Source organism: Devosia sp. (assembly GCF_017307565.1).
Classification (GTDB): Bacteria; Pseudomonadota; Alphaproteobacteria; order Rhizobiales; family Devosiaceae; genus Devosia.
In genome coordinates this window covers 1-23,840 of the sequence record NZ_JAFKHD010000310.1, presented here as the reverse complement: position 1 = coordinate 23,840, position 23,840 = coordinate 1, and the positions used below count along the sequence as shown (strand labels likewise).

Below are 23,840 nucleotides of genomic sequence, written 5' to 3'. Positions count from 1 at the left end.
ACCGAACTCTTGAGGACAGGCCAAAAGAATGACCAAGACCCTCGTCATCGATAACTACGACAGCTTTACCTACAATCTCGTCCATTTCCTGGGCGAGCTCGGCGCCACGATGACCGTGCGCCGCAATGACAAGATCACCCTTGAAGAAATTGCCGCCATGGTGCCGGAAGCGATCGTGCTTTCGCCCGGGCCGTGTACGCCGACCGAGGCCGGCATTTGCCTCGCCGTGATCGACCGGTTCAAAGGGCAGATCCCGATGCTGGGCGTGTGCCTGGGACATCAGGCCATGGGTCAGGCGCTGGGCGGCGACGTGATCCGCGCGCCGCATCTGGTTCATGGCAAGACCAGCAAGATCAACCATACCGGCAAGGGGATTTTCCGCGGGCTGAACGCCGGCTTCGAGGCGACGCGGTATCATTCGCTGATCGTCAAGGCCGAGACGCTGCCGGATGTGCTTGAGGTGACGGCGACGACCGATGATGGGCTGATCATGGGCATGCAGCACAAGACACTGCCGCTGCATGGGGTGCAGTTTCATCCCGAGAGCATTGCCAGCGAAAACGGCCATGCCCTGCTGCAGAACTTTTTGAACATTGCCCGTGACTTCAACGGCCAGAGGGCTGCGTGATGGATATCAAGCAGGCTCTGCACAAGATTTCCGAGGGGCGTGATCTCGCGGGCGAAGAGATGCGCTCGGTGATGCGGCTGATCATGGAAGGTCAGGCGACGCCGGCACAGACCGGCGCCTTCCTGATGGGTATGCGCATCAAGGGCGAAAGCGTCGGCGAAATTGCCGCTGCGGTTTCGATCATGCGCGAAAAAATGGTGCCGGTGGATGCGCCCGAAGATGCCGTCGACATCGTCGGCACCGGCGGTGATGGCATCGGGACGCTGAATATTTCTACGGCGGCATCGTTTGTCGTGGCGGCGACGGGTGTGCCGGTGGCCAAGCATGGCAATCGGGCGCTTTCGTCGAAGTCTGGTTCGTCGCAGGCCCTTGAGGCGCTTGGGGTAAAGTTGGACCTGACGCCGGCGCAGATCGGCGAATGTGTGCGGCAGGCCAATATTGGCTTCATGTTTGCGCCTTCGCATCATCCGGCGATGAAATATGTGGGCCCGGCCCGCGCCGAGCTTGGCGTGCGGACCATGTTCAACCTCCTGGGACCGCAGTCCAATCCGGCGAGCGTGCGGCGCTATGTGCTCGGGGTTTATTCCGAGCAATGGGTGGAGCCGGTGGCGGCGGCGCTGTTGGCAAACCGGGCGATCAAGGCCTGGGTGATGCATGGCAGCGACGGGCTCGACGAGCTGACCGTGACGGGGCCGAGCTTTGTGGCGCAGATTGCCAATGGCGACTTGCGCAGTTTTGAAGTCACGCCGGAAGAAGCGGGGCTGAAACGGCACGAATTGAAGGATATCCTTGGGGGAACGCCCGAGGAGAACGCGGCGGCGATCCATGCGCTGTTTGACGGCGCGGACGGCGCCTATCGCGATATCGTGCTGCTCAATGCCGCTGCGGCCCTGATCGTGGCCGACAAGGCGGACGATCTCAAATCAGGCGTTGCCATGGCGAAGGAAGCCATCGACAGTGGCGCCGCGAAACAGACCCTGGCCAAGCTCGTGGCCGTTTCCAACGGACAGATTGCATGACCGATATTCTCAAACAAATCGAAGCCTATAAGCGCGAGGAAATCGCGGCGGCAAAATCCATGCGGCCCTGGGCCGAGGTTGTGGCGCAGGCGCATGACCAGCCGGCACCGCGCGGATTTCTGAAGGCGCTGAAGGACCGGCGTGCGAAGGGGCAATATGGCCTTATCGCCGAGGTGAAGAAGGCTAGCCCGTCGAAGGGGCTTATTCGGCCAGATTTCAACCCGGCGCAGATTGCGCGGGACTATGAGACGGCAGGGGCGGCTTGTCTTTCGGTGCTGACGGATCGACCGAGCTTTCAGGGCTCGCCGAGCTATCTGATCGAGGCGCGGGCGGCGACGAAGCTGCCGGTCCTGCGAAAGGACTTTTTGTTCGAAACCTATCAGGTGGCGGAAGCGCGCTCCTGGGGGGCCGACTGCATTCTTATTATTCTCGCGGCGGTGGATGACGACGTAGCGCGCTATCTGCTGGATTCTGCCCAGGAATGGGGCATGGATGCGCTGGTGGAAGTGCATGACCAGCTGGAGCTGGACCGGGCGCTGGCGCTGGATTCCAAATTTATCGGAATCAATAATCGCAATCTGCGGACGTTCGAGACGACGCTGGAAACTTCGGTGAAGCTCGCAGCGGGCGTGCCGAGCAATGTGTTGCTGGTCAGCGAGAGCGGCATCGTCAATCACGAGCATGTCCGCATGCTCGACGAGAAGGCTAATATCGGTACGTTCCTCGTGGGCGAGAGCCTGATGCGGCAGGACGATGTTGTCGCGGCGACGCGGGCGCTGCTGCAGGGCGTACCCGAGACGGTGCGCTAATGAGCGAGCGGCGCCTTACCCATCTCGATGCCAAGGGCGAGGCGCATATCGTCGACATTGGCGAGAAGGCAATCACGCGGCGGCGGGCGGTGGCGCAGGCGCGCTTGAGCGGCGAGGCCGAGACGATTGCCACTATCCTGGGTGGTGGGCTCAAGAAGGGCGATGCGTTGGCTGTAGCGCGCGTCGCCGGGATCATGGGTGCCAAGAAAACTTCGGACATCATTCCGCTTTGCCATCCGATTCCGCTGACCAAGGTGAGCGTCGAGATCGAGGGCGAGAATGAGACGACCATTCTCATTCGGACGGTTGCGGAGACGACCGGGCAGACCGGCGTCGAAATGGAGGCGTTGACGGCGGCGACTACGACGGCGTTGACCCTCTATGACATGGCAAAGGCGCTCGACCGGGCCATGGTGATTTCAGACATTTGCCTCGTGGAAAAGTCCGGCGGCAAATCGGGCGATTATCGAAGAGAATCATGAGTCTGCTGCCGGTTGATGAAGCGTTGAATCGCATTCTGGCGCGGGTGCCGGGTGTGGTTGGCGAGAGTGTTGCGCTGGCTGGCGCCGCTGGGCGCGTGCTGGCGGAGCCGGTGGTCGCGAGCCATGACCAGCCGCCGTTCGATGCAAGTGCCATGGATGGCTATGCCATGCGGGCGGCGGATGTGGCCGAGGGCGTTTGGCTCAAGGTGATCGGCATGTCGCAGGCCGGGGCCGGCTTTGCCGGTTCGGTCGGCGAAGGCGAGGCGGTGCGGATTTTTACCGGGGCGCCGGTGCCGCAGGGAGCCGATACCGTCATCATGCAGGAAGAGGCGGAGCGGAACGGGGATCTCGTTCGGTTCACGGCCCCTGCCCGACTGGGCCATAGCGTGCGACCGCGCGGTTATGATTTTGCGGTTGGGCGCACGATTCTTGAGCGGGGCGTGCTGCTGGGGGCGTTTCAGGTGGCGGTGGCGGCTGCGGCGAATGCCGGGACTGTGGCGGTTGCCCGGCGGCCGAGGATTGCGCTGCTGGCGACTGGCGATGAACTGGTTTTGCCCGGGACCGTGCTGGGGCCGGATCAGATCGTGGCTTCAAACAGTTTTGGGCTGGCGGCGTCGCTGGCGCCTTTTGCCGAGGCGGTGACGGATTTTGGGATTGCGCGGGATAGCCGCGAGGATCTCGATGCGGTGCTGGAGCGGATTTTTGCCTCTGAGCCCGATGTCGTCGTGACGACTGGCGGGGCGAGCGTTGGCGAGCATGATCTGGTGCAGGCGGCGCTGGTCGCGCATGGCGTGACGCTCGATTTCTGGCGCATCAATATGCGGCCGGGAAAACCGCTGATGTTCGGGACGCGTGGCAAGACGCTGGTGTTCGGACTGCCGGGCAATCCGGTTTCGGCCATGGTGACAGCGGAAATTTTCATCAAGCCGGCGCTGCGGCACTGGCTGGGATTGCCGGATGTGGAGGCGCTGCGGTTGCCACTGCTGGGGCCGACGCCGGCCAATACGGCGCGGCGACATTTTATGCGGGCGCGGGTTGTGGTGCGCGATGGCGTGACGGGGCTGCTGCCGATCAATGAGACGGATAGCGGGCATACGTCGTCGCTGGCGGCGGCGGATGCGCTGATCATGCAGCCGGAATTTGATCCGGGGCAGCCGATTGGCACGGTCGTATCGGCGCTGCCGATCGGGGCTATCTAGAGTAAAGGCCCCCTCACCCGGCGCTTCGCGCCGCCATTCGAGCATAGCTCTCATGGCCTTCTCACTTCAAATCGCTCCACTGGAGCGATTTGCCCTGCGGGCCAGTTCGAAGTCCCCCAAGGGAGAGGTGTCGCTACGCGACTACGCGGTAGCTGGCCGGCGCCCTTTGAGTATCACCAGCAGCCCTAACGCTAGACCTGAACAGACAATCGAGGCGATGAGGACGGCTTGTGGGCCGATGCCATCTAGCAGTGCGATGAGCGCTGGTGGGGCGGCGGCGGAGATCAGGTTGAGCGGCAGGGCGATGCGCGTGAGGGCGCGGGCGTAGTCGGCCTTGTCGTAGAAGACCAGCGGCATGGTGGCGCGGGAGACGGCGAGTGCGCCGCTGCCGATGCCGTAGATCAGGATAAAGCCGAAGACGCCGGCCCATGAGGCGCCGAAGACCATCAACAGGATCAGCGACAGGACGAGGGCTGGTGCCGCGATTAAAGCCGTCGAGAGACCATCCCATTTGGCGCCGCCCATGAGATCGATGGCGCGAGCGGCGACCTGGATGATGCCGAGGGATGAGGCGAGGCCGACGGCAAGCTCAGATTGGACGCCGAGGCTTTTCAGCAATTCGATCAGGATGGCGGAGAAGCCGAAGGTGACGAAGGCGTTGAGGGCGATGGCCGCAGCGACGAGGTAGAAGGTCGTTTGCGCTGGCGGCGCGGCAGCGTCGGTGGTTTTGGCGACGGGTCTGGAGTGGGTTTCGGGGCGCGGCAGGCCGAGGGCGTAGAGGGCAGCGGCGAGTACCAGAAGCGCAGCGAAGATCAGGCAGATCGTGCGCCAATCGGTGCGACCAGCGAGCCAGGCGGTGGTGGGCCAGAAGATGGTGCCGGAGAGGCCGGAGGCCAGCATGAGAAGGCCGATGGCGTTTTTGGCGCGGGCGCCGAGGGCGTCGTTGAGGGCAATGTGGGAGGCGCTCGAGAGCGAGGCGGAGCCGGCGATGCCGATGAGGGCCCAGGCCAGGAGATAGGAGATCGTTTCCTGGCTGGCGGCGAGGAGGATGAAGCCGGCAGCGGCGCCGAGGGAGCCGGCGGCGAGGAGCGTGCGGGCGCCGAAGCGGATGAAGGCCGGGCCTAGGAACGGGGCGCAGAGGCCCATGGTGATGTAGAAAACCGAGCTTCCAGCGAAGATCAGCGGCGGCGGGAGGGACAGGCTCGTGGCGATGCTGGTGCCGAGGAGCGCGAGGAGGCCGACGGTACCCCAGCCGATGTTCTGGCCTATGGCGAGGACGAAGAGGTAGCGGAGGAGGACGGGCACTGGCGGTTCGTGGCGGAGGGAGGGAGGTTTGCCGATATCGTGGCGCTGTAGAGGTTTGATGACAAGCTGGGGTGATTTACAGACTTAGGAAGGCGATGGCCTAGACCACCGGGACGAGTCCGGTGGTGACGATGGTGGGGAGAGTGTGAGCGAGTGGGAGAGCAACGGGGCGCCCGCTTTCGCGGGGATGACATCGTGGGTGGTGTTGGGCCAGAGCGCACGAGCGCCTGAGAAAGGCGCTTCCGGCCTCAGTAGTCTAGGCCGAACTGGATTTCGATCCGCTGATAGCCGGCGTTGGGGCCATCGAACTGGTGGTAGAGTTCGCGGCTCTCACCGGAGAAGGCGTGGCGGGACTCGCTGATGGCGGCGACGAGCGGCGCGTAGCCCTGGGTGAAAAGCGCACGGATTGGGCCTTGATGGGTGGCACTGGCAACCATGATGGGTTCGAGGCGCAGCAGGTCCAACGGGCCGTCATAGTCGGCGGGGGTGACGACAGGGCGGCAGGCTCGCCAGTCGAACTGGGTCTTGCTGTCCTTGGGCAGGTTACGCGCCACGAAAATCCACGGCTCGCGGGGCTGCATCCCTGCCCGCTCGATTTCGGCATCGATCTGCGGACAGAGTTCGCTTGCGGCCTGCTTGACCTGTGGGATGGTCAGCCGGCGGGCACAGCTCAGCACCCACATGTCCTCGGTTTCGATGATCTTCATGTCTCGCCTCCCGTCCCAACGCTATGCAGCGGTGGGTTTGGAGGCAAAGGCAATGGCAGCAAAAATGCCTAAAGTGCCCGAACAATCTGTGGGCTAAAGAAAAATTCTGCCATGAAAGAGGCCGGGATCGCTCCCGGCCTTTTTGCTTAGCTGTTCTTGTCGGCCGTGGCCTTGGGCTTTTTGGGCTTGGGCAGGGCCTTGGGCTTGGCGGGGCGCGGGGGGACCGCGACGAGTTCAAGCTTGGCTTCCGAGCCTTCGCCCACCACGGCAACGGTGACATTGCCGCCGTTGACGAGTTCGCCGAAGAGCACCTGATCGGCCAGCGGCTTCTTGACGTATTCCTGGATCACGCGACCAAGCGGGCGCGCGCCCATGCGTTCGTCATAGCCGTGTTCGGCCAGCCAATCGGCGGCTTCAGGCGTTAGATTGATCGTGACACCGCGCTCGGCCAGCTGGCCTTCGAGCTGCAGCACGAACTTTTCGACCACGCGGCGCACCACTTCGCGCGGCAGCGGCGCGAAGGAGATGATGGCGTCGAGGCGGTTGCGGAACTCGGGCGTGAAGGTGCGGTTGATCGCCTCTTCATCATCCCCCTGCTCGCGCTTGCGGCCGAAGCCGATGGGCGAGCGGGCGAGTTCGGATGCACCCACGTTGGACGTCATGATCAGGATCACGTTGCGGAAGTCGACCGACTTGCCGTTGTGGTCCGTGAGCTTGCCGTGGTCCATGACCTGCAACAGGATGTTGTAGAGGTCCGGATGGGCCTTTTCGATTTCGTCGAGCAGCACGACGCAATGCGGGTGCTGGTCGACGCCGTCGGTGAGAAGGCCGCCCTGGTCGAAGCCGACATAGCCCGGAGGCGCACCGATGAGGCGCGAAACCGTGTGTCGTTCCATATATTCGGACATGTCGAAGCGGAGCAGTTCGACGCCGAGGGTATCGGCGAGCTGCTTGGCAACTTCGGTCTTACCCACGCCGGTCGGGCCGGTGAAGAGGTAGGAGCCGATCGGCTTTTCCGGTTCGCGCAGGCCCGCACGGGCGAGCTTGATGGCCGAGGACAGTGCGGTGATCGCCTGATCCTGACCGAAGACGACCGTCTTGAGGCTCTGTTCGAGACCCGACAGCAGTTCGGCGTCGGACTTGGAGACCGACTTTGGCGGGATGCGGGCGATGGTCGCGATCGTGGCTTCGATGTCTTCGACGTCGATGATCTTCTTGCGCTGGTCTTCCGGCAAGAGCATCTGGCTGGCGCCGGTTTCGTCGATCACGTCGATGGCCTTGTCGGGCAGCTTACGATCGTTGATGTAGCGCGCGCTCAGTTCCACGGCGGCCTTGAGGGCATCGTCCGTGTACTTGATCTTGTGGAATTCCTCGAAGTAAGGGCGCAGGCCCTTCACGATCTCGATGGCATCCGGAACGGTCGGCTCGTTGACGTCGATCTTCTGGAAGTGACGGACGAGGGCACGATCCTTTTCGAAGAACTGGCGATATTCCTTATAGGTGGTCGAGCCGATGCAACGGATCGCGCCGGAAGCCAGAGCGGGCTTCAGGAGGTTCGAGGCATCGAGCGCGCCGCCCGAGGTGGCGCCGGCGCCGATCATGGTGTGGATCTCGTCGATGAAGAGCACCGCATTCGGCATCTTCTCGAGTTCCTTCATGACGGACTTCAGGCGTTCTTCGAAGTCACCGCGATAGCGGGTGCCAGCGAGGAGCGAACCCATGTCGAGGGCATAGATGACCGCTTCCTTGAGCACTTCGGGCACGTCGCCCTCGATGATCTTGCGGGCAAGGCCTTCGGCGATGGCGGTCTTGCCGACGCCGGCGTCACCCACATAGAGCGGGTTGTTCTTGGAACGGCGGCAGAGCACCTGGATGGTGCGGCGCAGTTCGCTGTCGCGACCGATCAGGGGATCGATCTTGCCCTGACGGGCCTTCTCGTTGAGGTTGACGCAGAAATCGGCCAGAGCCGAGGTCTTCTTGCCTTCCGCAGCGCCGCCTTCCCCATTGCCTTCACCTTCTTCGGTGCCGCGGACCTTGCGGTCTTCGGCCGGGCCGGACTTGGTGATGCCATGGGAGATGAAGTTGACGGCGTCGAGCCGGCTCATGTCCTGCTGTTCGAGGAAATAAGCGGCATGGCTCTCGCGCTCGGCGAAGATCGCGACGAGCACGTTGGCGCCGGTCACTTCCTCGCGGCCGGATGATTGGACGTGGATAACGGCGCGCTGGATGACGCGCTGGAATGCGGCTGTCGGGCGCGCATCCTGGCCGTTCTGGACGACAAGGCTGTCCAGTTCCTCATTGATGAAGTCTTCAAGATCGCTCTTGAGCGCGTCGATATCGACATCGCAGCCATTGAGCACGGCGATCGTTTCGCGGTCGTCGGTCAGGGCCAGCAAGAGGTGCTCAAGCGTTGCGAACTCATGGTTCCGCTCGCGCGCCAGGTTCATCGCCTGATGCAGAGCCTTTTCGAGTCCGCGAGAGAATGAGGGCATCTGATGTTCCTACTGCTTTTCCATCACGCATTGCAGCGGATGCTGGTTCTTGCGTGCCGTATCCATGACGCGGGTCACCTTGGTTTCGGCAACCTCGTATGGATATACGCCGCACTCACCGACCCCCTTCTGGTGAACGTGCAGCATGATCTGCATGGCGTCTTCACGTGATTTGTTGAAGACGTCCTGCAAGACCAGAACGACGAATTCCATCGGCGTGTAGTCGTCGTTGAGCAGCATAACCCGATAGAGGTTAGGCCGCTTGGTCTTGGGACGCGTCTTGGTGACGGTCCCGGTCTCGAAGCTGTTTCCGCCATCTCCCTGGCGGCCGCCATCATCATCCTTCGGCCCGGCCACAAGCTTTCCGAGGGGCTTCTCGAAGCCTTTGGCGGGACGGGCAGACGGAGAATGGCTGGTGGATCTTGTCATATTCATAGCGGCATTTCTGGGAGGAACCGAAGCAGCTCTTCGGTACCATTATGTAAGCAAAATAGGGCCCATGTTAAGGGGCACGAGTTCCCGAAAAGTTGAGTGCTTTTATCCAAGCTGCGCCAAGAGCTTGCCGCAAGGGCACGCCAGGTGGTCCGCAGTGGCGTAATTACGACTCTGAGACACAAATCGTTGGCATTTTACGGATTCGTAACGAGGTGTGCCTATTCTCCCTCAACGGCATGGATCGGGCGGGGGCCTCGGTTCGCTCGTCAGTTTTCAGTTGCGTACGAGCCTTTTGGTTCGATGAGTAAAGTTGGAGTTCCGGGTTGACCATCCAGGCCATGACCCCTTGGCGCGCTTCGTTCGCTCGCGCCATCGTTGCGATTGCCCTCGTGCTGGGCTTTTCCCTGCACCTTGCGCCCCCGGCGCACGCCATCGAAAATCTCAGAAAATATGCAGGCATCGTGGTCGACGCCAAATCCGGCGAAGTCCTCTATGAAGAGGCTGGTGACTCGAAGCGCTATCCCGCTTCAGTTGCAAAGGTGATGACGCTCTACGTGCTGTTCCAGGAACTGCAGGCGGGCAATCTCAGCCTTTCCACCAAGATGACCGTTTCCCAGCACGCCGCCTCGGCCGTGCCGACCAAGCTTGGCCTGCGCGCTGGTTCGACCATTGCCGTCGAAGACGCGATCAAGGCCCTCGTGACCCTCTCTGCCAACGACATGGCCCGCGTGATCGCTGAACACATTTCGGGCAGCGAAACCAAGTTTGCCGAGCGCATGACCGCCACGGCCCGCGCCATGGGCATGCGCAACACCACCTATCGCAATGCCTCGGGCCTGCCTGACGGCGGCCAGGTGACCACGGTGCGCGACCAGGCGATCCTGGGCATCGCGATCTTCCAGCACTTCCCGCAGTATTACGAATTCTTCCAGACCTCGGCCTTCCGCTACAACGGCAAGACCTATGGCAACCACAACCGCGTTCTGGGCTATATGGGCGCCGTCGACGGCATCAAGACCGGCTACATCAATGCCGCCGGTTCGAACCTGCTGACCGCCGCCCGCAAGGACAACCGCCACATCGTGGTCGTCGCCTTCGGCTTCAACTCGGCCGGCGCTCGTGACGAAAAGGTGCGCCAGCTCGTCGCGACTTACCTGCCCAAGAGCCGCCGCGGGGACTACCTGCGCACAGCCATGGTTCCGCAGCCGGGCCGCCAGGGCAATTCCAATGTCCAGGTAGCCGTTGCCCAGCCGACCCAGCCGGTCTTCGTGATGCCCATGCCCATGCCCGGCTTCCGCCTTGCCGAACTCGCTGCTGCGCGCAGCGGCGTTCCGGTGGCCCAGCCGCAGGTGGTCGTTGCCTCGACCGCTCCGGTTCCCGCCGCTGCGCCGACCGATCTCGGCCTTCAGCCGGCTGTGCAGGCAGCAGCCGTGCTCGCTGCGCCGACCCAGGCCCCTACCCCCGCTTACCCGAGCCAGGATATCATCGGCGCATGGCTTAGCGACACCTACAATCTCGGCGCTCCGCCGGCCGCGCTGGGTTCGACCCGCGCTTCCGCGCCGCTTGAGCCGCCCGGTAACGTCGGCAAAGCCGCTGCCCCGGCAGCAGCTCAGGAACAGCAGATCGACCTCCTGACCAGCGGCAGCGTGCAGACTGCAGGGCTCGCCGGTGGCACCTGGATCGTGCAGATCGGTGCAGGCCCGTCTGAAGACAGCGCGCGTTCGATGCTCTCGGATGCCGCAGGCAAGGTTGGTGGTCTTGGTGACTTCCGCTCCTATGTCGAGCGCTTCGAAAAGAACGGCCAAGTTTTCTATCGTGCCCGCTTCGTTGGTTTTGGTGACCGCGACGATGCGACCGCGATGTGCAACCGCCTCAAGGACGCGAACCTCGCGTGTCTGGCGATGCAGGGCTAGTGCCCCGAAGAGATTGAGGCGACGGGCCTTTTTCCTGCCGCCTCTTGTGTAAGCAGTTTGGTGCCTGTGTTTGGAGTAGCCCAATGAGCGAACGCAATTCCCTGGTGGAGCTGGCCAATTTTATCGGCCGTTCCCCCCTCGCCTCCCCCGACATGAGCGTGCGCAACAAGGCGCTTGCGGGCATGACGGAACGCCTGATGCCCAAGCAGCGGCGCTCGGTTGGCGATCTGATGAATGTGGTTCTGACCCTTTCCGCCCGCACGCGCCGCATGGTGCAGGAGCCGGTGAGCATCGACATCGACGTGTTCGCCCCCGGCGGCAAGCGGGCGGTGTGGATGAAATTCGGCGAGAAATAGGGGCACGCCCCGACGCATGCCGACCAAGACGATCTTCCTACCGGGCGCGGGCGTTAACGCCTCTTTCTGGCGCCCAGTAGCGGATCGATTGGAAATCGAGGGGACGTTTCCTTCCTGGCCCGGCCTTGGGAAGGAAGCACCGGATCCCCGGATCAACAGCCTCGACGATCTCGTCGCGCTGGTGGTCGAACAGATAGCCAGCCCGGTCAACATCGTCGCCCAATCGATGGGCGGCGTTGTCGCGATACGAGCGGCGCTCGCAAAACCCCACCTCATCGAGAAACTGGTCCTTGCCGTGACGTCCGGCGGATTGCCGCTTGCCGAATTCGGCGCGGCGGACTGGCGTGAGGATTATTATCGGTCCCTTCCCGGGCGCTGCGCGCTGGATAAGCGCGCCGGCAGCCGATCTATCCGAACAGATCAGAACGATCACTGCGCCGACGCTCCTGCTGTGGGGCGATAGCGATGACATCAGCCCGGTTGGCGTCGGCAGGCGGCTCTGTTCGCTGCTACCGAAGGCACACCTGCATGTACTCCCTGCGGCGGGACACGATCTGGCGCAGACCCACGGAGCTGAAGTGGCCGAATTGTTTGCCTCGCATTTGTGGGCCTAAAAATGTTGAAGGGCGCCGGAGCGCCCTTCCCTGTCGCGGCTCTCAGACGAGGGCTTCGACCTTCTTTTTCTTCCAGACGAAATGATACCAGGACGCCTGCAGCACCAGCATCATGGTGAAGCTGGCTGAATAGGCGATCCAGATACCTGTCAGGCCTAGGCTCGTCTGGCTGAGCCAGATCGCGCCTGGCAGCTCGATGCCAATGATACACGCCAACGAGAGCATCATCGGGGCATAGACCGTGCCGCTCGAGCGCATGATGCCGGAGAACACCACGCTCCAGCCGAAGCAGAGCAGGCTCCACAGCACGACATGCAGCAGCGTTTCGGTCAGCTCGATCACCGAGGGATCGGTGATGAACAGCGCCACGACATGCTGGCTGAAGAGATAGGCCAGGACGATCAGGCCGCCGGTGATGATCAGGTTGAGCATCAGCGCGGTGCGGGTGATGGCGCCGAGCTGATCGGCCTTGCGCGCGCCGATTGCCTGGGCGGCAAAGATCGACGCGGCAATGCCGATCGACATGGCCGGGAACTGCACGTAGCTCATCACCTGCCCCAGCGCGCCATAGGCCGCGGTCGCGTCGGAGCCGAAGCGATTGACGAGGCCAACGACGACAATGCCGGCGATGGACGAGATAACCATCTGCAGGCCCGCCGGAACGCCGAGCTTGAGGATAAGGCCGAGCAGTTTTACGTCCGGCTTGACCATGGCGCTGAGCAGGATGCGATCCGGCGCCAGCGGCATGTTGCGCAGGCGCATGTAGATGAAGAGGAAGATGAGAACCGTCATGAAGCCGGAGATCATCCCAAAAGCGGCGGCATTGACACCGAGCTGCGGCAGGCCGAACCAGCCCTGAATGAGAGCTGGGGTGACCAGCAGGCTCACCACCATGGAGAGGATCAGCGAGATCAGCGGCGTGATCGTGTCGCCCACGCCGCGCAGGACGGAGGTGACCACGAGGAACAGGAAAAAGCCCGGCATGCCGATGAGGACGATGCGCGCATAGCCGACCGACATGCCCAGAATGTTTTCTGGCGCGCCGAGGACGGTCAGGATCTGTTCGGTCCAGATGCCGCCCACGACAGCAACGAAGAGGCCGAGCACGATGGTGGCGGCAAGCGTGGTGCCCGCGACCTGCTTGACCTTGTCGACGTTCTTGGCGCCCCAGGCCTGGCCGATCAGAATGGTCGAGCCGGCGGAGAGGCCGATGATGAAGCTCATCAGGAAGAACATGATGGGGAAGAAGGTGGCGGTGGCCGCCAACGCATCGACGCCGATCATCTGCCCGACATAGATGGAATTGACCGTTCCCGACAGGGCCTGAAGAATGTTCGAGGCCATAAGGGGAATCAGAAAGAAGGCGAACCGCTGCCAGAGGGGGCGGGTGGAATGGGGGTCCATCAGGAACGCTCCAGAAAACACGTAAAATCGTCTACGTCACGGCAGCAGACCCCGAACCGGCGGGAGATAGTGGATTTCAGAACGCCGGAGGGACCAAGTTCACACCCCTGGGGTGCCGGCTGGGTGGGCGCTGGAGGCTTGGCAATGACACCGCGTTTGTCTACGCCGCAGAAAGAAGGGCGTCAACGCCACCACGGCGACGGTTCGATCAAAGATGGCGATGGCTGTCATCAGGACTTGTCATCGAGGCCGGGCCCCTTCCGTATGCTATGAAACAGACATGACCGAGATTGCAGCAAACCCTGATTCCCGAACGGACCAGTTTCTGGCAGGCGTTCGCGCTTGCCTGCCCGTCGCCATTTCCATTGCCGCTTATGGGCTGGTGTGGGGTGTGCTGGCGCGGGGCGCTGGCCTAAGCGTGCTTGAGGTCATGATGATGAGCGCGCTGGTTTTTGCGGGCTCGGCGCAATTCGTGGCGCTGGACCTGTGGACCGCGACGCCGGCTGCCCTGCCTATCGGTGCGCTGGTGCTGGCGGCACTGATCATCAACCTGCGCTATCTCCTGCTGACCGCGACGCTGCGGCCGCTCTATTCGGACAAGAGCCGGGTTCGTGGGGCGCTCAGCATGTATCTCGTCACTGACGAGAACTGGGCTATGACCGTTGCGGCCATGTCCAGAGGCCAAGGGTCGGCGGCCTTCCTGATGGGGGGCGGCGTGCTGGCCTGGCTTGCCTGGATGTGCACCAATCTCATCGGCTATGGCCTGGGCTCGGCGATCGACGATCCGACACGCTGGGGCCTCGACTTTGCCTTCACCGCGACCTTCCTCGCCCTGTTGCTCGGCATGTGGAAGGGACGCAGTGATCTCATTCCATGGCTTGTGGCGGCGCTGGCTGCCATCGTGACGTCGCGGCTTATCGACGGCAGCTGGCACATTCTCGTCGGCGGCATCGTCGGCAGCCTCGTCGGGGCATTTCTGGAGACGCGCAAGCATGCTCACAAGTCCTGAAGCCGTCGCAGCCATTCTGGGCATGGCCATCGTAACCATGGCCGTCAAGATGAGCGGATTTCTCCTCGCCGACCGCCTGCCGCGCGACGGCTTTGCGGCGGCCTGGTTGCGTCACATTCCGGGGGCGGTCCTTGCCGCATTGGTGGCGCCAGCCGTGGTAACAGGGAGCATCGCCGAGGCCGTCGCCGCTGCAGCAACGGGCGTCGTGTTCCTGCTCTCAAAGAACCTTTTTGCGGCCATGGCTGCAGGCGTCGCGACGGTCTATGTCGTGCGCCTTCTGATTGCGGGATAAACGCCGCCAGACAGTTGCCAGCCGCGACGCTCTAGGCTAGGAACCGTCCCCGTGCCCCTCTGGCGGAATGGTAGACGCAGAGGACTCAAAATCCTCCGCCGCGAGGCGTGCCGGTTCGAGTCCGGCGGGGGGCACCAAATCATCCAAAATTACCGAATAAATTCAACAGGATAGCAGTTTCACTGCTTTCCCGATCCACCTGCACATCCCCTTTGCGAGTGGCGCAAATCCTGAACTGTGTGACGAAAATCCTGATCTCGGGATCTCCGTTACCTGCCTGAGGATTTCCGTTGCGATTTGAGGAGGTAACGCATGTGTTCGGACCTTGCTCGACGTCACAGAATCAATGCGAGATACAAAAAAAACACGGAGGATCTCATGTTGCAGGTCGGCATATTCTACCAGTTTGAGCATGAAAACGGTACAGACCGAGACTTCACCTATGGCACCGTCCTCGAGTGGAATTTTCCGCTCGTCCAGATTGAAGAGGACGATGGCCGTCTGCAAATTCTGAACTTGTCGACACCGAGCTTTGTCAAAGCAGAGCCGCTCCCTAAGGGTGACGGACCAAAGCCCTGGGAGACTTGAGGCCTGGCGCGCAAGTAAGTCAGGTCTTGGATGGAGTCGCATCATGACATTTTACAGAACAGCGCAAGACGCTTTGGAAAACGCGGTGTTCGCTACCGTCGAGACCTGCGTTTGCTGCGGAGAGCCTGCGAGCGGCCCTACGGTCGTTTATGACATGGAGCTGCCACCGACGGGCAAGTTGCATCATTTTCTGATGCACAGAGACTGCGCATTGACGATGGCCCAACGGATGATCTGCGACGCGTTTCCCAACCGCGCGCGCTAATGCTTGGCTACCCGCCCGCCATCTCATCAAACCTCTCGGGCGTTAGCCATACCGGCCGGGAGGAGTTGATGGGGAGGGTGAAATACTGATCGAAGGCAAAAGGCACGAGCGTAGCAGTGCCCTTCCGCACTCTCTGATGAAGGTGATCAACCTTCTTACGGCAAGCTTTGGAACAATAGTGCTGGCCCTGAACGGCCGGCTTGAACGATTGGTCGCAGGCCGTGCAAATAGCCGGCGGCAACGCCTCCCGTCGCGCGGCGACTTTCGCCACAGCAGCGCACCGATACGAACAAAAAGCTTGGTCTGCTTTTTGCGGCTTGAACGCTGAATTGCATTCCGGGCAGTTCTTCTCAGGCTTGATGTATCCGGTGGCGCGCCTCGAACAGGTCAGGGAGCAAAACCTTGCGCCCTTGCGCTCGGATCGAAAGGGTGTCCCACAGTGCTCGCAAGGCTTCGGTTTGGCCTTCGCGCGCTGCACCTGGCGATATGCTTGGCGAACTACATTGTCGAACCGAACCGCATCACGGCCGCCTCGATGCTGGACTGCCTGGGTCGCGCATTCGGTGGAGCAGTACCGCTGTCCCCGGGTGGCGTTGGGATCGTCGATCTCTCGGTGACACCATGCGCAGTTATCTCGGCCGGCCGTGTGGTGCCATTGACCTTGATCCCAGGTCGGGCGCTTCGCCCCGTTGGAGTGCAGCGCCTCACGGACGATATAGGCCGCCTCGTCGTCGGCGCGCGTCCAGCCCGCTCCATTTTCGCAGAAGCCCTGGCGCAGGCCGTGCCGGCATGCCGCCTCGTGTTCGAACGCCGAGCTTTCCCATTCTCTCAAAATGGCGGCCGTGTCCCGAATGATCCGTTTCTTGTGCGCCTTGTCGGTTATAACCGGCTGGCGCCCATGAGGCTTGCTTGGGTCGTAGACCGGGCGCAGGCACTCGTCGCCATACCGGTATTCGGTATAGCCAGATCGCTGTCCACTCGTCCGAAAATGACGGCTATCTTTACCCTTGCCGATCTTCATCCGAACACCGCATCAAATGCTTCAGGTGTCATTTCCATGCCGGGGGTCGATCCAGTTTTGGATATACCCCCCTCGCCGCCTCGGGCGTGCTCCATCCAAACCCGGTCCATGGCGAGGATCATATCGACATGCCGAGCCTCCAGCGACCAGCGATATAGGCGTGCATAGGCTTCGATCTCAGAATACGAGAGTGGATTGGGCCCGTAGCCATTGCTGGTACGGGTCCGACATAGGTCATTGAACCAGCGCCAGGCCAGGCGGCCGACGTCAGGAAACGGGCCCGGTTTTCCGTCAAGCTGGCGCTCCAGATAATCAATGACTGCCTTGTGGCGCATTTAGGCCGCCACGCCTTGGCGACGTGCCTCGACCCACTTGGGAACTGCCGTATTGATGGCTGTCTTGCCAACGGGCAGTTGATCGCCGTGAACAACTGGCGAGAGGCTGGTGTCGATCTTGCGGAACCGTCTGTCGGGCCAGGTCATCAAGCGCCGTGTTTCAACCCCGTCGCAGGTGAGCGTAGTCAGGTCGATATGACCGCCGACGCTCGGGAATGTCCTGCCACCATCCGCGTTCAGCATGGGCGTTTCTCGTGCTAACTGGCACAGTTTCGGGCCGAAGGAAGCAGCGCCGTCTTTGATGGTGTCGTCGTTGACGATGGCTGCGGTTTTTTCGGGATCGATCGGAGGCCCCGCATAAAACACACCCCATACCGTATCGACGCCGAGCACAGACATACCGGGCATGAAATCCCGGCTACCGATGTGGAACTGTCCAAACCCGAACTCTGGTGACCATCCAGCGATGAGCAACTGGAAGTCGGTGCCCTGATAAGTGCCATTGGCTTCGCGCCACCGGTTGATGTGCTTCTCGATATGCTCGATCGCCTTCGCAAAATTGCGGTGTTCGTCAGCAATCAGGAGACATGCTGCCGCCAATTCTCCGATCAGTTTGGTGTTGCCACGCCCCGTCACCATCATTGGGCAGTGGCGGGACCGCCACACCTTTTCGGTTTCGAGAATGAAGTTGCCGCGCTTGGTATAGTTGGCGCCATCCGTCAGCATTTCGATGCGGTCGGCGTAAGGGAAAGTCGCGAACATGCTCATGATGCGCTCCTGATTTTGATGTTCATGGTGACCCCGCCGACACCACCGGCACCGCCGGTGAAGATGGAGCCGAGGCTGTTGAAGGCGTTGCCTAGGAAGTAGTTGCCGGCCATCGAAAGGACATTGGAGAGGATGCTGCCGAACTCTTCGGCGCTGATCTTTCCGTCAGCCAAGGCGTCGATGATGCCGTTCACGGCTGACATGCCCATCTGGCCCAGGAGGTCAAACGCATCCTGCAACTGCTCGATACGCATCTGCTCATTGTAGGTTTCAGTGACCAAGCGCTCGATGGCCTTCACCTGATCTCCGGTGGCTGAACCTCCAGCTTGCCGAACCGCTCGCATTTTTTCCTGTTCGACGGCGGACTTGCCGAGCAGGGACTTTTCAAATTCTAGGCTGGCGATCAGTTCCTTGACCGCATCATTTTCATCCTTGGCGGCCTTGGTGCTTGCACCTCGTGCGCTTCGCTGGTTTTGCGCCGCCACCTGGAGCCGAGCCAGGCGCTCGGCCTCTTCCGGTGCGATCGTGCCTTTGGCAGCGGCAACATCCTTCACGATGCGGGCGATAGCCTCCTCCACGTCCCGCTGTTCTTTGGTGAGTGACAGGAGCCGTTCTTGCTCGGTCACGTAGTCGGCGCCGATGCCCGCCTTCGTCGCCATCTCTCGGCGAGAAGCGCCCAGCGCGCCGCGGGGATTGGTCGGCCCCGGCAATGCGGGCCACTGCATGGCCTGCGTTTCGGCGGCGAGATTGCTGACTGCGGTGCGGGCAGTTTCGATCTGGCTCACCCAGCCTTGGATGGAAGCAATGTCACTCGCCCAATCAGGGAACTTCGTCGCGAGTTCATCGAGCTCCTTGCCGAGGCTATCGGCCGATCGCTCGTTACGCTGGTATTCATCAACCACCTTGGATATGGCGGCTTGTTGGTCAAATCCGGCCTGAGCGCCGAGCCGGAACACCCCAGCCAGGTCCTCAAGCCCAGCCTCGAACTCGGCCAGCTTAGCCGTAGCGTCCTCTGTTTCCTGCTGATGCGCAGCCAGGCCCTCGGCGGTAGCAAGGCGTTTCTGCGCCTCGGCCGCCGCATCGATCTGCTCGGCGCTTTCCTTGGCGGCCAGTCCCATGCGGTCGAGCGTGGCATTGAAACGGGTGGTGCGCTGTTCCGCCTCGAAGGCCTGATTGGCGAAATGACCCAGCGCCAGCGCCGCAGCCCCGCCAACGATCAAGCCAACAGGACCAGCCACGCCACCCAGCGCGCCAAGGGCGGAGCTGAGGCCTCCCACGCCCTGGGCGGTGCGAGCGATGACCACAAAGTCCCTAAGTGCCTTGCCCAGCGAGACCACGTTGAGCGTGGCGGTGACCAGGGCCCGGCCCGCCAGCGCCCCGACCAGCACCGTGGCAACATTCAACGCGGCATTGGCAACCGCATCGAAATTGTCGGCCAGTCCGATGATCGCATGGGCAATCCGGGCCGAAGCGCCGGCCGCCTCGTCGGCACCACCGACATATTCCAGCATGGCATTGCGCAGGAGGGTGAAGGCATCGGAGATGGTGGCCTTCATTCCATCGGCTTCGTCGCGCAGCTTGCCCATTTGGCCGGTCAAAGCACGGAACACGCTGTCGGAGGTGAGCTTGCCCTGCTCGCCCATCTTCCGCAGTTCGTTCGTGGTAACGCCAAGCCCTTCGGCCAGCGCAGAGGCCACCCTGCCCCCGGTCTGAATAACCGTGTTCAGGTTTTCGCCACGCAACTCGCCAAAGGCCATGGCCTTGCCGAGCGCGTTGATAACCTGTTCGGCCCGCTGCCCCTTGGCGCCAGACACCACCAGCGCATTGTTCAGCGCCTCGGTGAAATCGAGTTGCTGGTTGGTGCTGTAGCCCAGATCCTTTAGCGCCTGGCTATTGGCAAGGAAGCTCTCGGCCGTTGCATCGAGCGAGGAATAGGTGCGGCGGGCCATGTCGCCCAGCCGGCCCATAACCTCGGTGCCCTCTTTCATCCCACCAACGGCGATCTGGATTCGGCCATTGAGGTCGGTCCACGTGTCGCTGAGCTTGATCAACTCGGAAGCGCCAAGGGCCAGACCGATACCGCCCAGACCGGCGGCGACAGTCCCGCGGAATGATCCGATCTTCGTGCTGGTTGCTGCAATGGCGCGATTGATGGCCGTGGTGGTGCGGAGCATGTCCGCTTCCATCTGCTGGGTTGCGGTCCTGCTGCCCCGGCGCATCCCCGCGTAGGAGCCGTCGAACTTCTTCTCGGCACGATCGATGGCCTTCAGCGCGTCATTGGTCCGCGCCTCCAGCAATACGACAAGCCGTTCTGCATCGCCTTCACCGGCCATGGTTTACCTCAACCTGCATAAGCCCAATTTTCAAAATCATCCCCGGCATCGTCATAGCTGGAGCGGTTGCTGTTGCCGGCAGCGCAGCGCTGAACGGCCATCGCGGCAGCCACGGCACCGTCAATGGAGAGCCAGAGCTTGGGCTTGCCGAATTTGACCACGTGGCCCAGGTCGCTGCGGCGCACCACCACGTTGCCGAAGCAGTGGCGCAGAACCTGATTACCGCCATGGTGGAATTCGCCACCGAGAATGGCGCGCTCCAGCTCGTGATAGGCTGGCATCATCACCGAGGGGCGCTGCGGCATGTCCACCACCGGCAGGCCCATATCGAGCAAGTCCGGTTGCACGCCCTGCGCCAGCGCCGGATCGAACGCGATTTCGTTGATGCGGAACCCTTCGTTCAACTCCACGATCTTGTCGCGGATGAAACGATGGTCGATGACGTTGCCGGGCGTGGCAGTAACCAGACCCTCATCGACCCACTGGCGATAGGTCGCGCCGGAGCCGTCTTCGCGGTCATCGATATTGTCTTCGGGAATGAAGAACCAAGGCCGGACGAAATAGCCCTCGGCCAGCCTCCATGCCGCCACGATGACGGAAAGGTCGATCTTGCTGGAAAGGTCCACGCCAAGCCAGCACGGCTCTTCCTTGAGCGCATCAAGGTCAAATGCCTTTTTGCCCTGATCATACACCATCATGTCCACGAAAGGATCGGTGGCGGTGTCGAGCCACATGTTGAGCTTGAGCTGCAGGAGGCTTTGACGCTCGCCCACGCTTCGCTCTGCCCGCTTCGCATGACGGCGAAAACCTTCGATCGAGGGATAGCCATGGCGGAGGCCGGGATTGACCTCGTGCCATAGGTCCTCGTCGCGCCAGTCCGCATCACGGTCAGTCTCGAACAGGATTGGCAGGATGCTCGGATCGTCCACTTCGTTGCGCGCAACTTTGCGCGCATCTTCGATGACCTCCCATGCGAGATTGTCCTGCCCCCTGCCCGCCGTGGTCGCGACCACAAGCAATGGATTGTCGGTTTTATCGAGGCCGGTGGTCAGGGCCTCCCACATGTAGCGGTTCGGCCAGATGTGGATTTCATCGGCCAGGACGAATGCGGGGGTGCGACCATGCTGCGGACCAGCATCGCCGGAGATGACCTCGAGATAAGAGCCCTCTTTTGGATAGCTGATCTTCTTGGCGCTGTTGTGCGCATCATAGACCCGTGTGGCAGCGACCAATCGCTTGTCGGTCCGGATGATGCCAGTAGCCTCCTTGAAGGCAATGTTCGCCTGCTTCCGATCCGCCGCCGCAAAGATGCACTCACCCTCGGGCACCTTCTCGGGGCCGATGGTGTGGAGCATCGCGAGCGCGGCCGAAAGGCTAGTCTTGCGGTTCCCACGAGGGAGCAGCAGCACCACCGTTTTCACGACGCGAGAACCATCCTCATGGCGTGGCCCATAGATGCGTCGCACGATGCGCTCCTGCCACTCGTCCAGTTGGAAGGCATGCTTCGGCAGGATGGACTTGGGGTGTTTGAGTAGGCGCAGAAACCGCACGGCGCGCTCGCCATGCCCCAAGGGGTCATCGATCGGAGAGCTATCATATATCCAGTGGGGATAGGTCTTCGCTGTCATCACCTGCCTCCCTGACCGTTGGTCGCGACCGCGACACAGGTGTGAGGCCCAGCTCGGAAGCGAGCTGTCGGCCGGTGGTCATCGCCTTGTCCTGGGCACGAAAAAGGGCGGGGTCGAACTTGACCTGCAAATCTGCTTCGAGCTGTCGAACGCGGCCCATGGCGATGCAGTAGTTTTCTAGGCTGCCTAGATCAGCTTTGGTGAGAATGCGGCGCTTGACCAGGCTAGGCATGACGCGGCGCCATTCGGCTTTGGCATGGTTCGACAGCCAGCCAGGCGCAGCCGGCGCGCCGGTCACGGCGTCATTGTCGATCACGAGACGAGGCTTGGCTCCCTTCATTGGCCGACCGCCTTTGCTCGAAGCTCCAGCCCTTCCCGCAGGCCTATCTCCTTGACCTCCAGAAGGTCGAAGGGCTTGCCGCCATAGGTGACTTGATCGGTGAGCGCCACGTCGCCGCGGAAGCGGATGCGGAACACGATGGCCGTCTCTTGGCCCTCGCCAAAAGCGCGCATGAATTCTTCCGTGCTCTGCTGCACGATCTGGGCGCGGATGGTGGCGTATTTCGTCGGCACCGGATCACGCACCCACGGCTCATCTTGCCGGGGTGTCGTCACAATGCGGGTGAGAGAAATCACGCGGTCGAGCTGGCCAGCGTCCATGTCAGGCCCTCCCTACCAGGGTATCAACGGTAACCACGCCGTGACCGTTTTGGCCTGAAGGATCGCGGATATAGCGCACGTCGCGGATGCGCAGATCACCGAGATAAAAGCCGCCGCCAAGACTTCCACCATTGGTGGATGTTTCGATAGCGGCCGCAAAGGCGCCGCCGATCTTCTTGACCTCGTTCAGCCTGGGCTCTGCGGTCCACAAATGACAGGTGAGATAGACCCGCTTCACAGAGCGATCGATGCGCTGGCCCTCGTCCACGATCTGGCCTTCGCCAAGTATGATGCCGGGAAACACCGTGGGCAGGCCGCCAAGGTCATCAACGATGTTCGCCACCGGGACCAGATCGACAAGGGCCGGTGTCGCCACCAGCCGCTCATAAACCGCCTTCTGGACGTAGTAGGCTTGATCCGTCATGGCTTACCCCAATTCTTGCGGACTGCGGCGCCGATGGCGCGCTTGATGGCCTGCCGGGATTTCTTGTCGTGGAGTCTGACGGCGGGCCAAAAGAACGGCTGGGCCGGATGCTTGGTCGTGCCGTGCTCCTGAAGATGCGGATAGCGCACCGCGTGGTTGCCCACCGTCACCGCAACGGCATTGGCGGGCACCACCATTTGGCCGCCTGGCTGGGAATAGGCCGGGGTCGACTTGCCGCCCTCGGTGACCTCGATGCTATCGATCAGGTCGCCATCATCTTCGGGCGCGAGTTGGCGCATGGTGTCCGCCATGGTGTTCGCCTGCTTCACCAGCGCGGGCTGGGTCGCCTCTTCGATGTTGGTGCGCATCTCGGCAAAGCGCCGGCGCAGCCTGCCAATGCCGCCATCGTCAGCCAAAGGTGTATCTCCGATATTCACCAAGGATTTGCGCCGTGCCGAATGGCACCTCGGCAATGATGGTCCCGCTGATGGACAGTTCGCGGCGGCGATACCAGTGCGCACCGAGCATCAAAACTGCCTGCTCCAGATCGGCAGGCGCGCCATCTGGCAGCTCGGTTTCGTCATCGAGCTTGAAGCCCAGGATGCGCTCGGTATGGGCGATGGCAGCGGCAAGAAACTGAGGCAGCACCGCCGCATCGATCTCGTCGCCGTCATCGTCCGTCATGTTCAGGTGTGCCCGAAAGGCAGCTTCATCGAGAGCCAATTCCAAAAGCTCCAATTCGGGAAAATCTTGCACGAAGGCCCCCCCGCCGGTCCCTCAAGCGGCCCGAAAGTCTCGAACCACCCCCGGGGGGCACCGATGGAAAGCCTGACCTCGACCTGGCCTTGGCCGTGCGCATCAAAGCGCTGAGCGACACTCCCATCGGCTTCTCGGTGTCAGCCACCACCAGCCGCAGCCGCGACACGGACGATGTTGCTGTCGATCTCGAGCGTGGCGTTGAGCTTCATCACGCTGTTGGCTTCGTCCCACTGTTCCGATGCCGACATGACAAGGGCGACGAAGTACCGAATGGAGGGTGTGCCGCCGGCCGGTGCGTCGTTGAAGGTGACGCGGAAGGCATAGGTGTCCTTGGTCTTCTCGGCGGCGATCAAAGCGAGCTGGCCAGCATCGGAATAGTCGAGGTCCATCACCAC

Annotated in this window: 27 protein-coding genes, 1 tRNA gene and 1 pseudogene; 13 read left to right on the top strand and 16 right to left on the bottom strand. The window is 62.0% G+C overall.

The annotated features are described in order from the left end of the window. Nucleotides 1-28 precede the first annotated feature (28 nt). Genes J0I64_RS09395 through glp form a run of 5 tightly spaced genes read left to right on the top strand, consistent with a single transcriptional unit; the run spans nt 29 to nt 4,137 of the window. Nucleotides 29-628, top strand: coding sequence for an aminodeoxychorismate/anthranilate synthase component II (locus tag J0I64_RS09395; RefSeq protein ID WP_291407456.1), 600 nt, complete (start codon nt 29-31; stop codon nt 626-628). Continuing rightward, nucleotides 625-1,647, top strand: a complete 1,023-nt coding sequence (gene trpD, locus J0I64_RS09390) for an anthranilate phosphoribosyltransferase (RefSeq protein WP_291407454.1) — start codon at nt 625-627, stop codon at nt 1,645-1,647. The genes J0I64_RS09395 and trpD overlap by 4 nt, the downstream gene beginning before the upstream one ends. After that, on the top strand, nt 1,644-2,456 hold the full coding sequence (trpC, locus tag J0I64_RS09385) for an indole-3-glycerol phosphate synthase TrpC (protein WP_291407452.1): 813 nt from the start codon (nt 1,644-1,646) through the stop codon (nt 2,454-2,456). The genes trpD and trpC overlap by 4 nt, the downstream gene beginning before the upstream one ends. Continuing rightward, nucleotides 2,456-2,938 (top strand): cyclic pyranopterin monophosphate synthase MoaC, encoded by a 483-nt coding sequence (gene moaC / locus J0I64_RS09380; protein ID WP_291407451.1) that lies wholly within the window; start codon nt 2,456-2,458, stop codon nt 2,936-2,938. The genes trpC and moaC overlap by 1 nt, the downstream gene beginning before the upstream one ends. Next, nucleotides 2,935-4,137, top strand: coding sequence for a gephyrin-like molybdotransferase Glp (glp, locus tag J0I64_RS09375; protein ID WP_291407448.1), 1,203 nt, complete (start codon nt 2,935-2,937; stop codon nt 4,135-4,137). The genes moaC and glp overlap by 4 nt, the downstream gene beginning before the upstream one ends. A 141-nt stretch (nt 4,138-4,278) precedes the next feature. Here glp and J0I64_RS09370 read toward each other — a convergent pair whose 3' ends face one another. The 4 genes from J0I64_RS09370 to clpS form a co-directional block, all read right to left on the bottom strand. Beyond that, complete coding sequence (locus tag J0I64_RS09370) at nt 4,279-5,442, bottom strand: MFS transporter (protein WP_291407447.1); 1,164 nt, start codon at nt 5,440-5,442, stop codon at nt 4,279-4,281. A 248-nt stretch (nt 5,443-5,690) separates the two neighbouring features. After that, entirely contained in the window at nt 5,691-6,149 is a 459-nt protein-coding gene (locus tag J0I64_RS09365; RefSeq protein WP_291407445.1) for a hypothetical protein, read from the bottom strand. Nucleotides 6,150-6,295: 146 nt separating this feature from the next. Beyond that, nucleotides 6,296-8,641, bottom strand: coding sequence for an ATP-dependent Clp protease ATP-binding subunit ClpA (clpA, locus tag J0I64_RS09360; protein WP_291407443.1), 2,346 nt, complete (start codon nt 8,639-8,641; stop codon nt 6,296-6,298). 9 nt (nt 8,642-8,650) lie between these two features. After that, nucleotides 8,651-9,070: an ATP-dependent Clp protease adapter ClpS gene (gene clpS, locus J0I64_RS09355; protein WP_291407545.1), complete on the bottom strand. Its 420-nt coding sequence runs from the start codon at nt 9,068-9,070 to the stop codon at nt 8,651-8,653. Between the two features lie 329 nt (nt 9,071-9,399). Between clpS and J0I64_RS09350 the strand changes: the two genes are divergently transcribed. The 4 genes from J0I64_RS09350 (at nt 9,400) to J0I64_RS22630 (ending at nt 11,959) form a co-directional block, all read left to right on the top strand. Continuing rightward, nucleotides 9,400-10,989: a D-alanyl-D-alanine carboxypeptidase gene (locus tag J0I64_RS09350; protein ID WP_291407441.1), complete on the top strand. Its 1,590-nt coding sequence runs from the start codon at nt 9,400-9,402 to the stop codon at nt 10,987-10,989. An 83-nt stretch (nt 10,990-11,072) separates the two neighbouring features. Continuing rightward, entirely contained in the window at nt 11,073-11,345 is a 273-nt protein-coding gene (locus J0I64_RS09345) for a hypothetical protein (RefSeq protein WP_291407440.1), read from the top strand. A gap of 16 nt (nt 11,346-11,361) precedes the next feature. After that, nucleotides 11,362-11,808, top strand: a complete 447-nt coding sequence (locus J0I64_RS09340; protein ID WP_291407438.1) for an alpha/beta hydrolase — start codon at nt 11,362-11,364, stop codon at nt 11,806-11,808. Further along, nucleotides 11,690-11,959: an alpha/beta hydrolase gene (locus J0I64_RS22630; protein ID WP_366933731.1), complete on the top strand. Its 270-nt coding sequence runs from the start codon at nt 11,690-11,692 to the stop codon at nt 11,957-11,959. Before J0I64_RS09340 ends, J0I64_RS22630 begins: the two co-directional genes overlap by 119 nt. A gap of 42 nt (nt 11,960-12,001) precedes the next feature. On the opposite strand, the gene J0I64_RS09335 is transcribed toward J0I64_RS22630, so the two are convergent. Continuing rightward, on the bottom strand, nt 12,002-13,363 hold the full coding sequence (locus J0I64_RS09335) for an MATE family efflux transporter (RefSeq protein WP_291407436.1): 1,362 nt from the start codon (nt 13,361-13,363) through the stop codon (nt 12,002-12,004). 280 nt (nt 13,364-13,643) lie between these two features. On the opposite strand from J0I64_RS09335, the gene J0I64_RS09330 reads away from it, so the two are divergent. The 4 genes from J0I64_RS09330 to J0I64_RS09315 all read left to right on the top strand — a co-directional run bounded on the left by J0I64_RS09330 (nt 13,644) and on the right by J0I64_RS09315 (nt 15,252). Next, nucleotides 13,644-14,372 carry an AzlC family ABC transporter permease gene (locus J0I64_RS09330; protein WP_291407433.1) on the top strand — a complete coding sequence of 243 codons (729 nt, stop codon included), beginning with the start codon at nt 13,644-13,646 and terminating at the stop codon, nt 14,370-14,372. Further along, on the top strand, nt 14,356-14,664 hold the full coding sequence (locus J0I64_RS09325; RefSeq protein WP_291407431.1) for an AzlD domain-containing protein: 309 nt from the start codon (nt 14,356-14,358) through the stop codon (nt 14,662-14,664). Before J0I64_RS09330 ends, J0I64_RS09325 begins: the two co-directional genes overlap by 17 nt. Nucleotides 14,665-14,717: 53 nt before the next feature. Further along, a tRNA-Leu gene (locus J0I64_RS09320) sits at nt 14,718-14,801 on the top strand. Between the two features lie 241 nt (nt 14,802-15,042). Then, nucleotides 15,043-15,252: a hypothetical protein gene (locus tag J0I64_RS09315; protein WP_291407429.1), complete on the top strand. Its 210-nt coding sequence runs from the start codon at nt 15,043-15,045 to the stop codon at nt 15,250-15,252. Nucleotides 15,253-15,524: 272 nt separating this feature from the next. On the opposite strand, the gene J0I64_RS09310 is transcribed toward J0I64_RS09315, so the two are convergent. From J0I64_RS09310 to J0I64_RS09260, 11 genes and pseudogenes are all read right to left on the bottom strand, one after another. Beyond that, nucleotides 15,525-16,538 carry a hypothetical protein gene (locus tag J0I64_RS09310; RefSeq protein ID WP_291407427.1) on the bottom strand — a complete coding sequence of 338 codons (1,014 nt, stop codon included), beginning with the start codon at nt 16,536-16,538 and terminating at the stop codon, nt 15,525-15,527. Continuing rightward, nucleotides 16,535-16,873: a hypothetical protein gene (locus tag J0I64_RS09305; RefSeq protein ID WP_291407425.1), complete on the bottom strand. Its 339-nt coding sequence runs from the start codon at nt 16,871-16,873 to the stop codon at nt 16,535-16,537. Before J0I64_RS09305 ends, J0I64_RS09310 begins: the two co-directional genes overlap by 4 nt. After that, nucleotides 16,874-17,641 (bottom strand): hypothetical protein, encoded by a 768-nt coding sequence (locus J0I64_RS09300; RefSeq protein ID WP_291407423.1) that lies wholly within the window; start codon nt 17,639-17,641, stop codon nt 16,874-16,876. Further along, nucleotides 17,638-19,974, bottom strand: coding sequence for a tape measure protein (locus J0I64_RS09295; RefSeq protein WP_291407421.1), 2,337 nt, complete (start codon nt 19,972-19,974; stop codon nt 17,638-17,640). The genes J0I64_RS09300 and J0I64_RS09295 overlap by 4 nt, the downstream gene beginning before the upstream one ends. An 8-nt stretch (nt 19,975-19,982) precedes the next feature. Further along, nucleotides 19,983-21,602 carry a terminase TerL endonuclease subunit gene (locus J0I64_RS09290; protein ID WP_291407419.1) on the bottom strand — a complete coding sequence of 540 codons (1,620 nt, stop codon included), beginning with the start codon at nt 21,600-21,602 and terminating at the stop codon, nt 19,983-19,985. Beyond that, nucleotides 21,568-21,942, bottom strand: coding sequence for a phage terminase small subunit P27 family (locus J0I64_RS09285; RefSeq protein ID WP_291407417.1), 375 nt, complete (start codon nt 21,940-21,942; stop codon nt 21,568-21,570). The genes J0I64_RS09290 and J0I64_RS09285 overlap by 35 nt, the downstream gene beginning before the upstream one ends. Then, nucleotides 21,939-22,262, bottom strand: coding sequence for a phage head closure protein (locus tag J0I64_RS09280; RefSeq protein ID WP_291407415.1), 324 nt, complete (start codon nt 22,260-22,262; stop codon nt 21,939-21,941). Before J0I64_RS09280 ends, J0I64_RS09285 begins: the two co-directional genes overlap by 4 nt. Before the next feature lies 1 nt (nt 22,263). After that, entirely contained in the window at nt 22,264-22,686 is a 423-nt protein-coding gene (locus J0I64_RS09275; RefSeq protein ID WP_291407413.1) for a DUF3168 domain-containing protein, read from the bottom strand. Next, nucleotides 22,683-23,102: an HK97-gp10 family putative phage morphogenesis protein gene (locus J0I64_RS09270; RefSeq protein WP_291407411.1), complete on the bottom strand. Its 420-nt coding sequence runs from the start codon at nt 23,100-23,102 to the stop codon at nt 22,683-22,685. The genes J0I64_RS09275 and J0I64_RS09270 overlap by 4 nt, the downstream gene beginning before the upstream one ends. Continuing rightward, nucleotides 23,095-23,442: a head-tail connector protein gene (locus J0I64_RS09265; protein ID WP_291407409.1), complete on the bottom strand. Its 348-nt coding sequence runs from the start codon at nt 23,440-23,442 to the stop codon at nt 23,095-23,097. The genes J0I64_RS09270 and J0I64_RS09265 overlap by 8 nt, the downstream gene beginning before the upstream one ends. Before the next feature lie 140 nt (nt 23,443-23,582). Then, nucleotides 23,583-23,840: pseudogene (locus tag J0I64_RS09260) on the bottom strand (hypothetical protein); the annotation flags it as partial.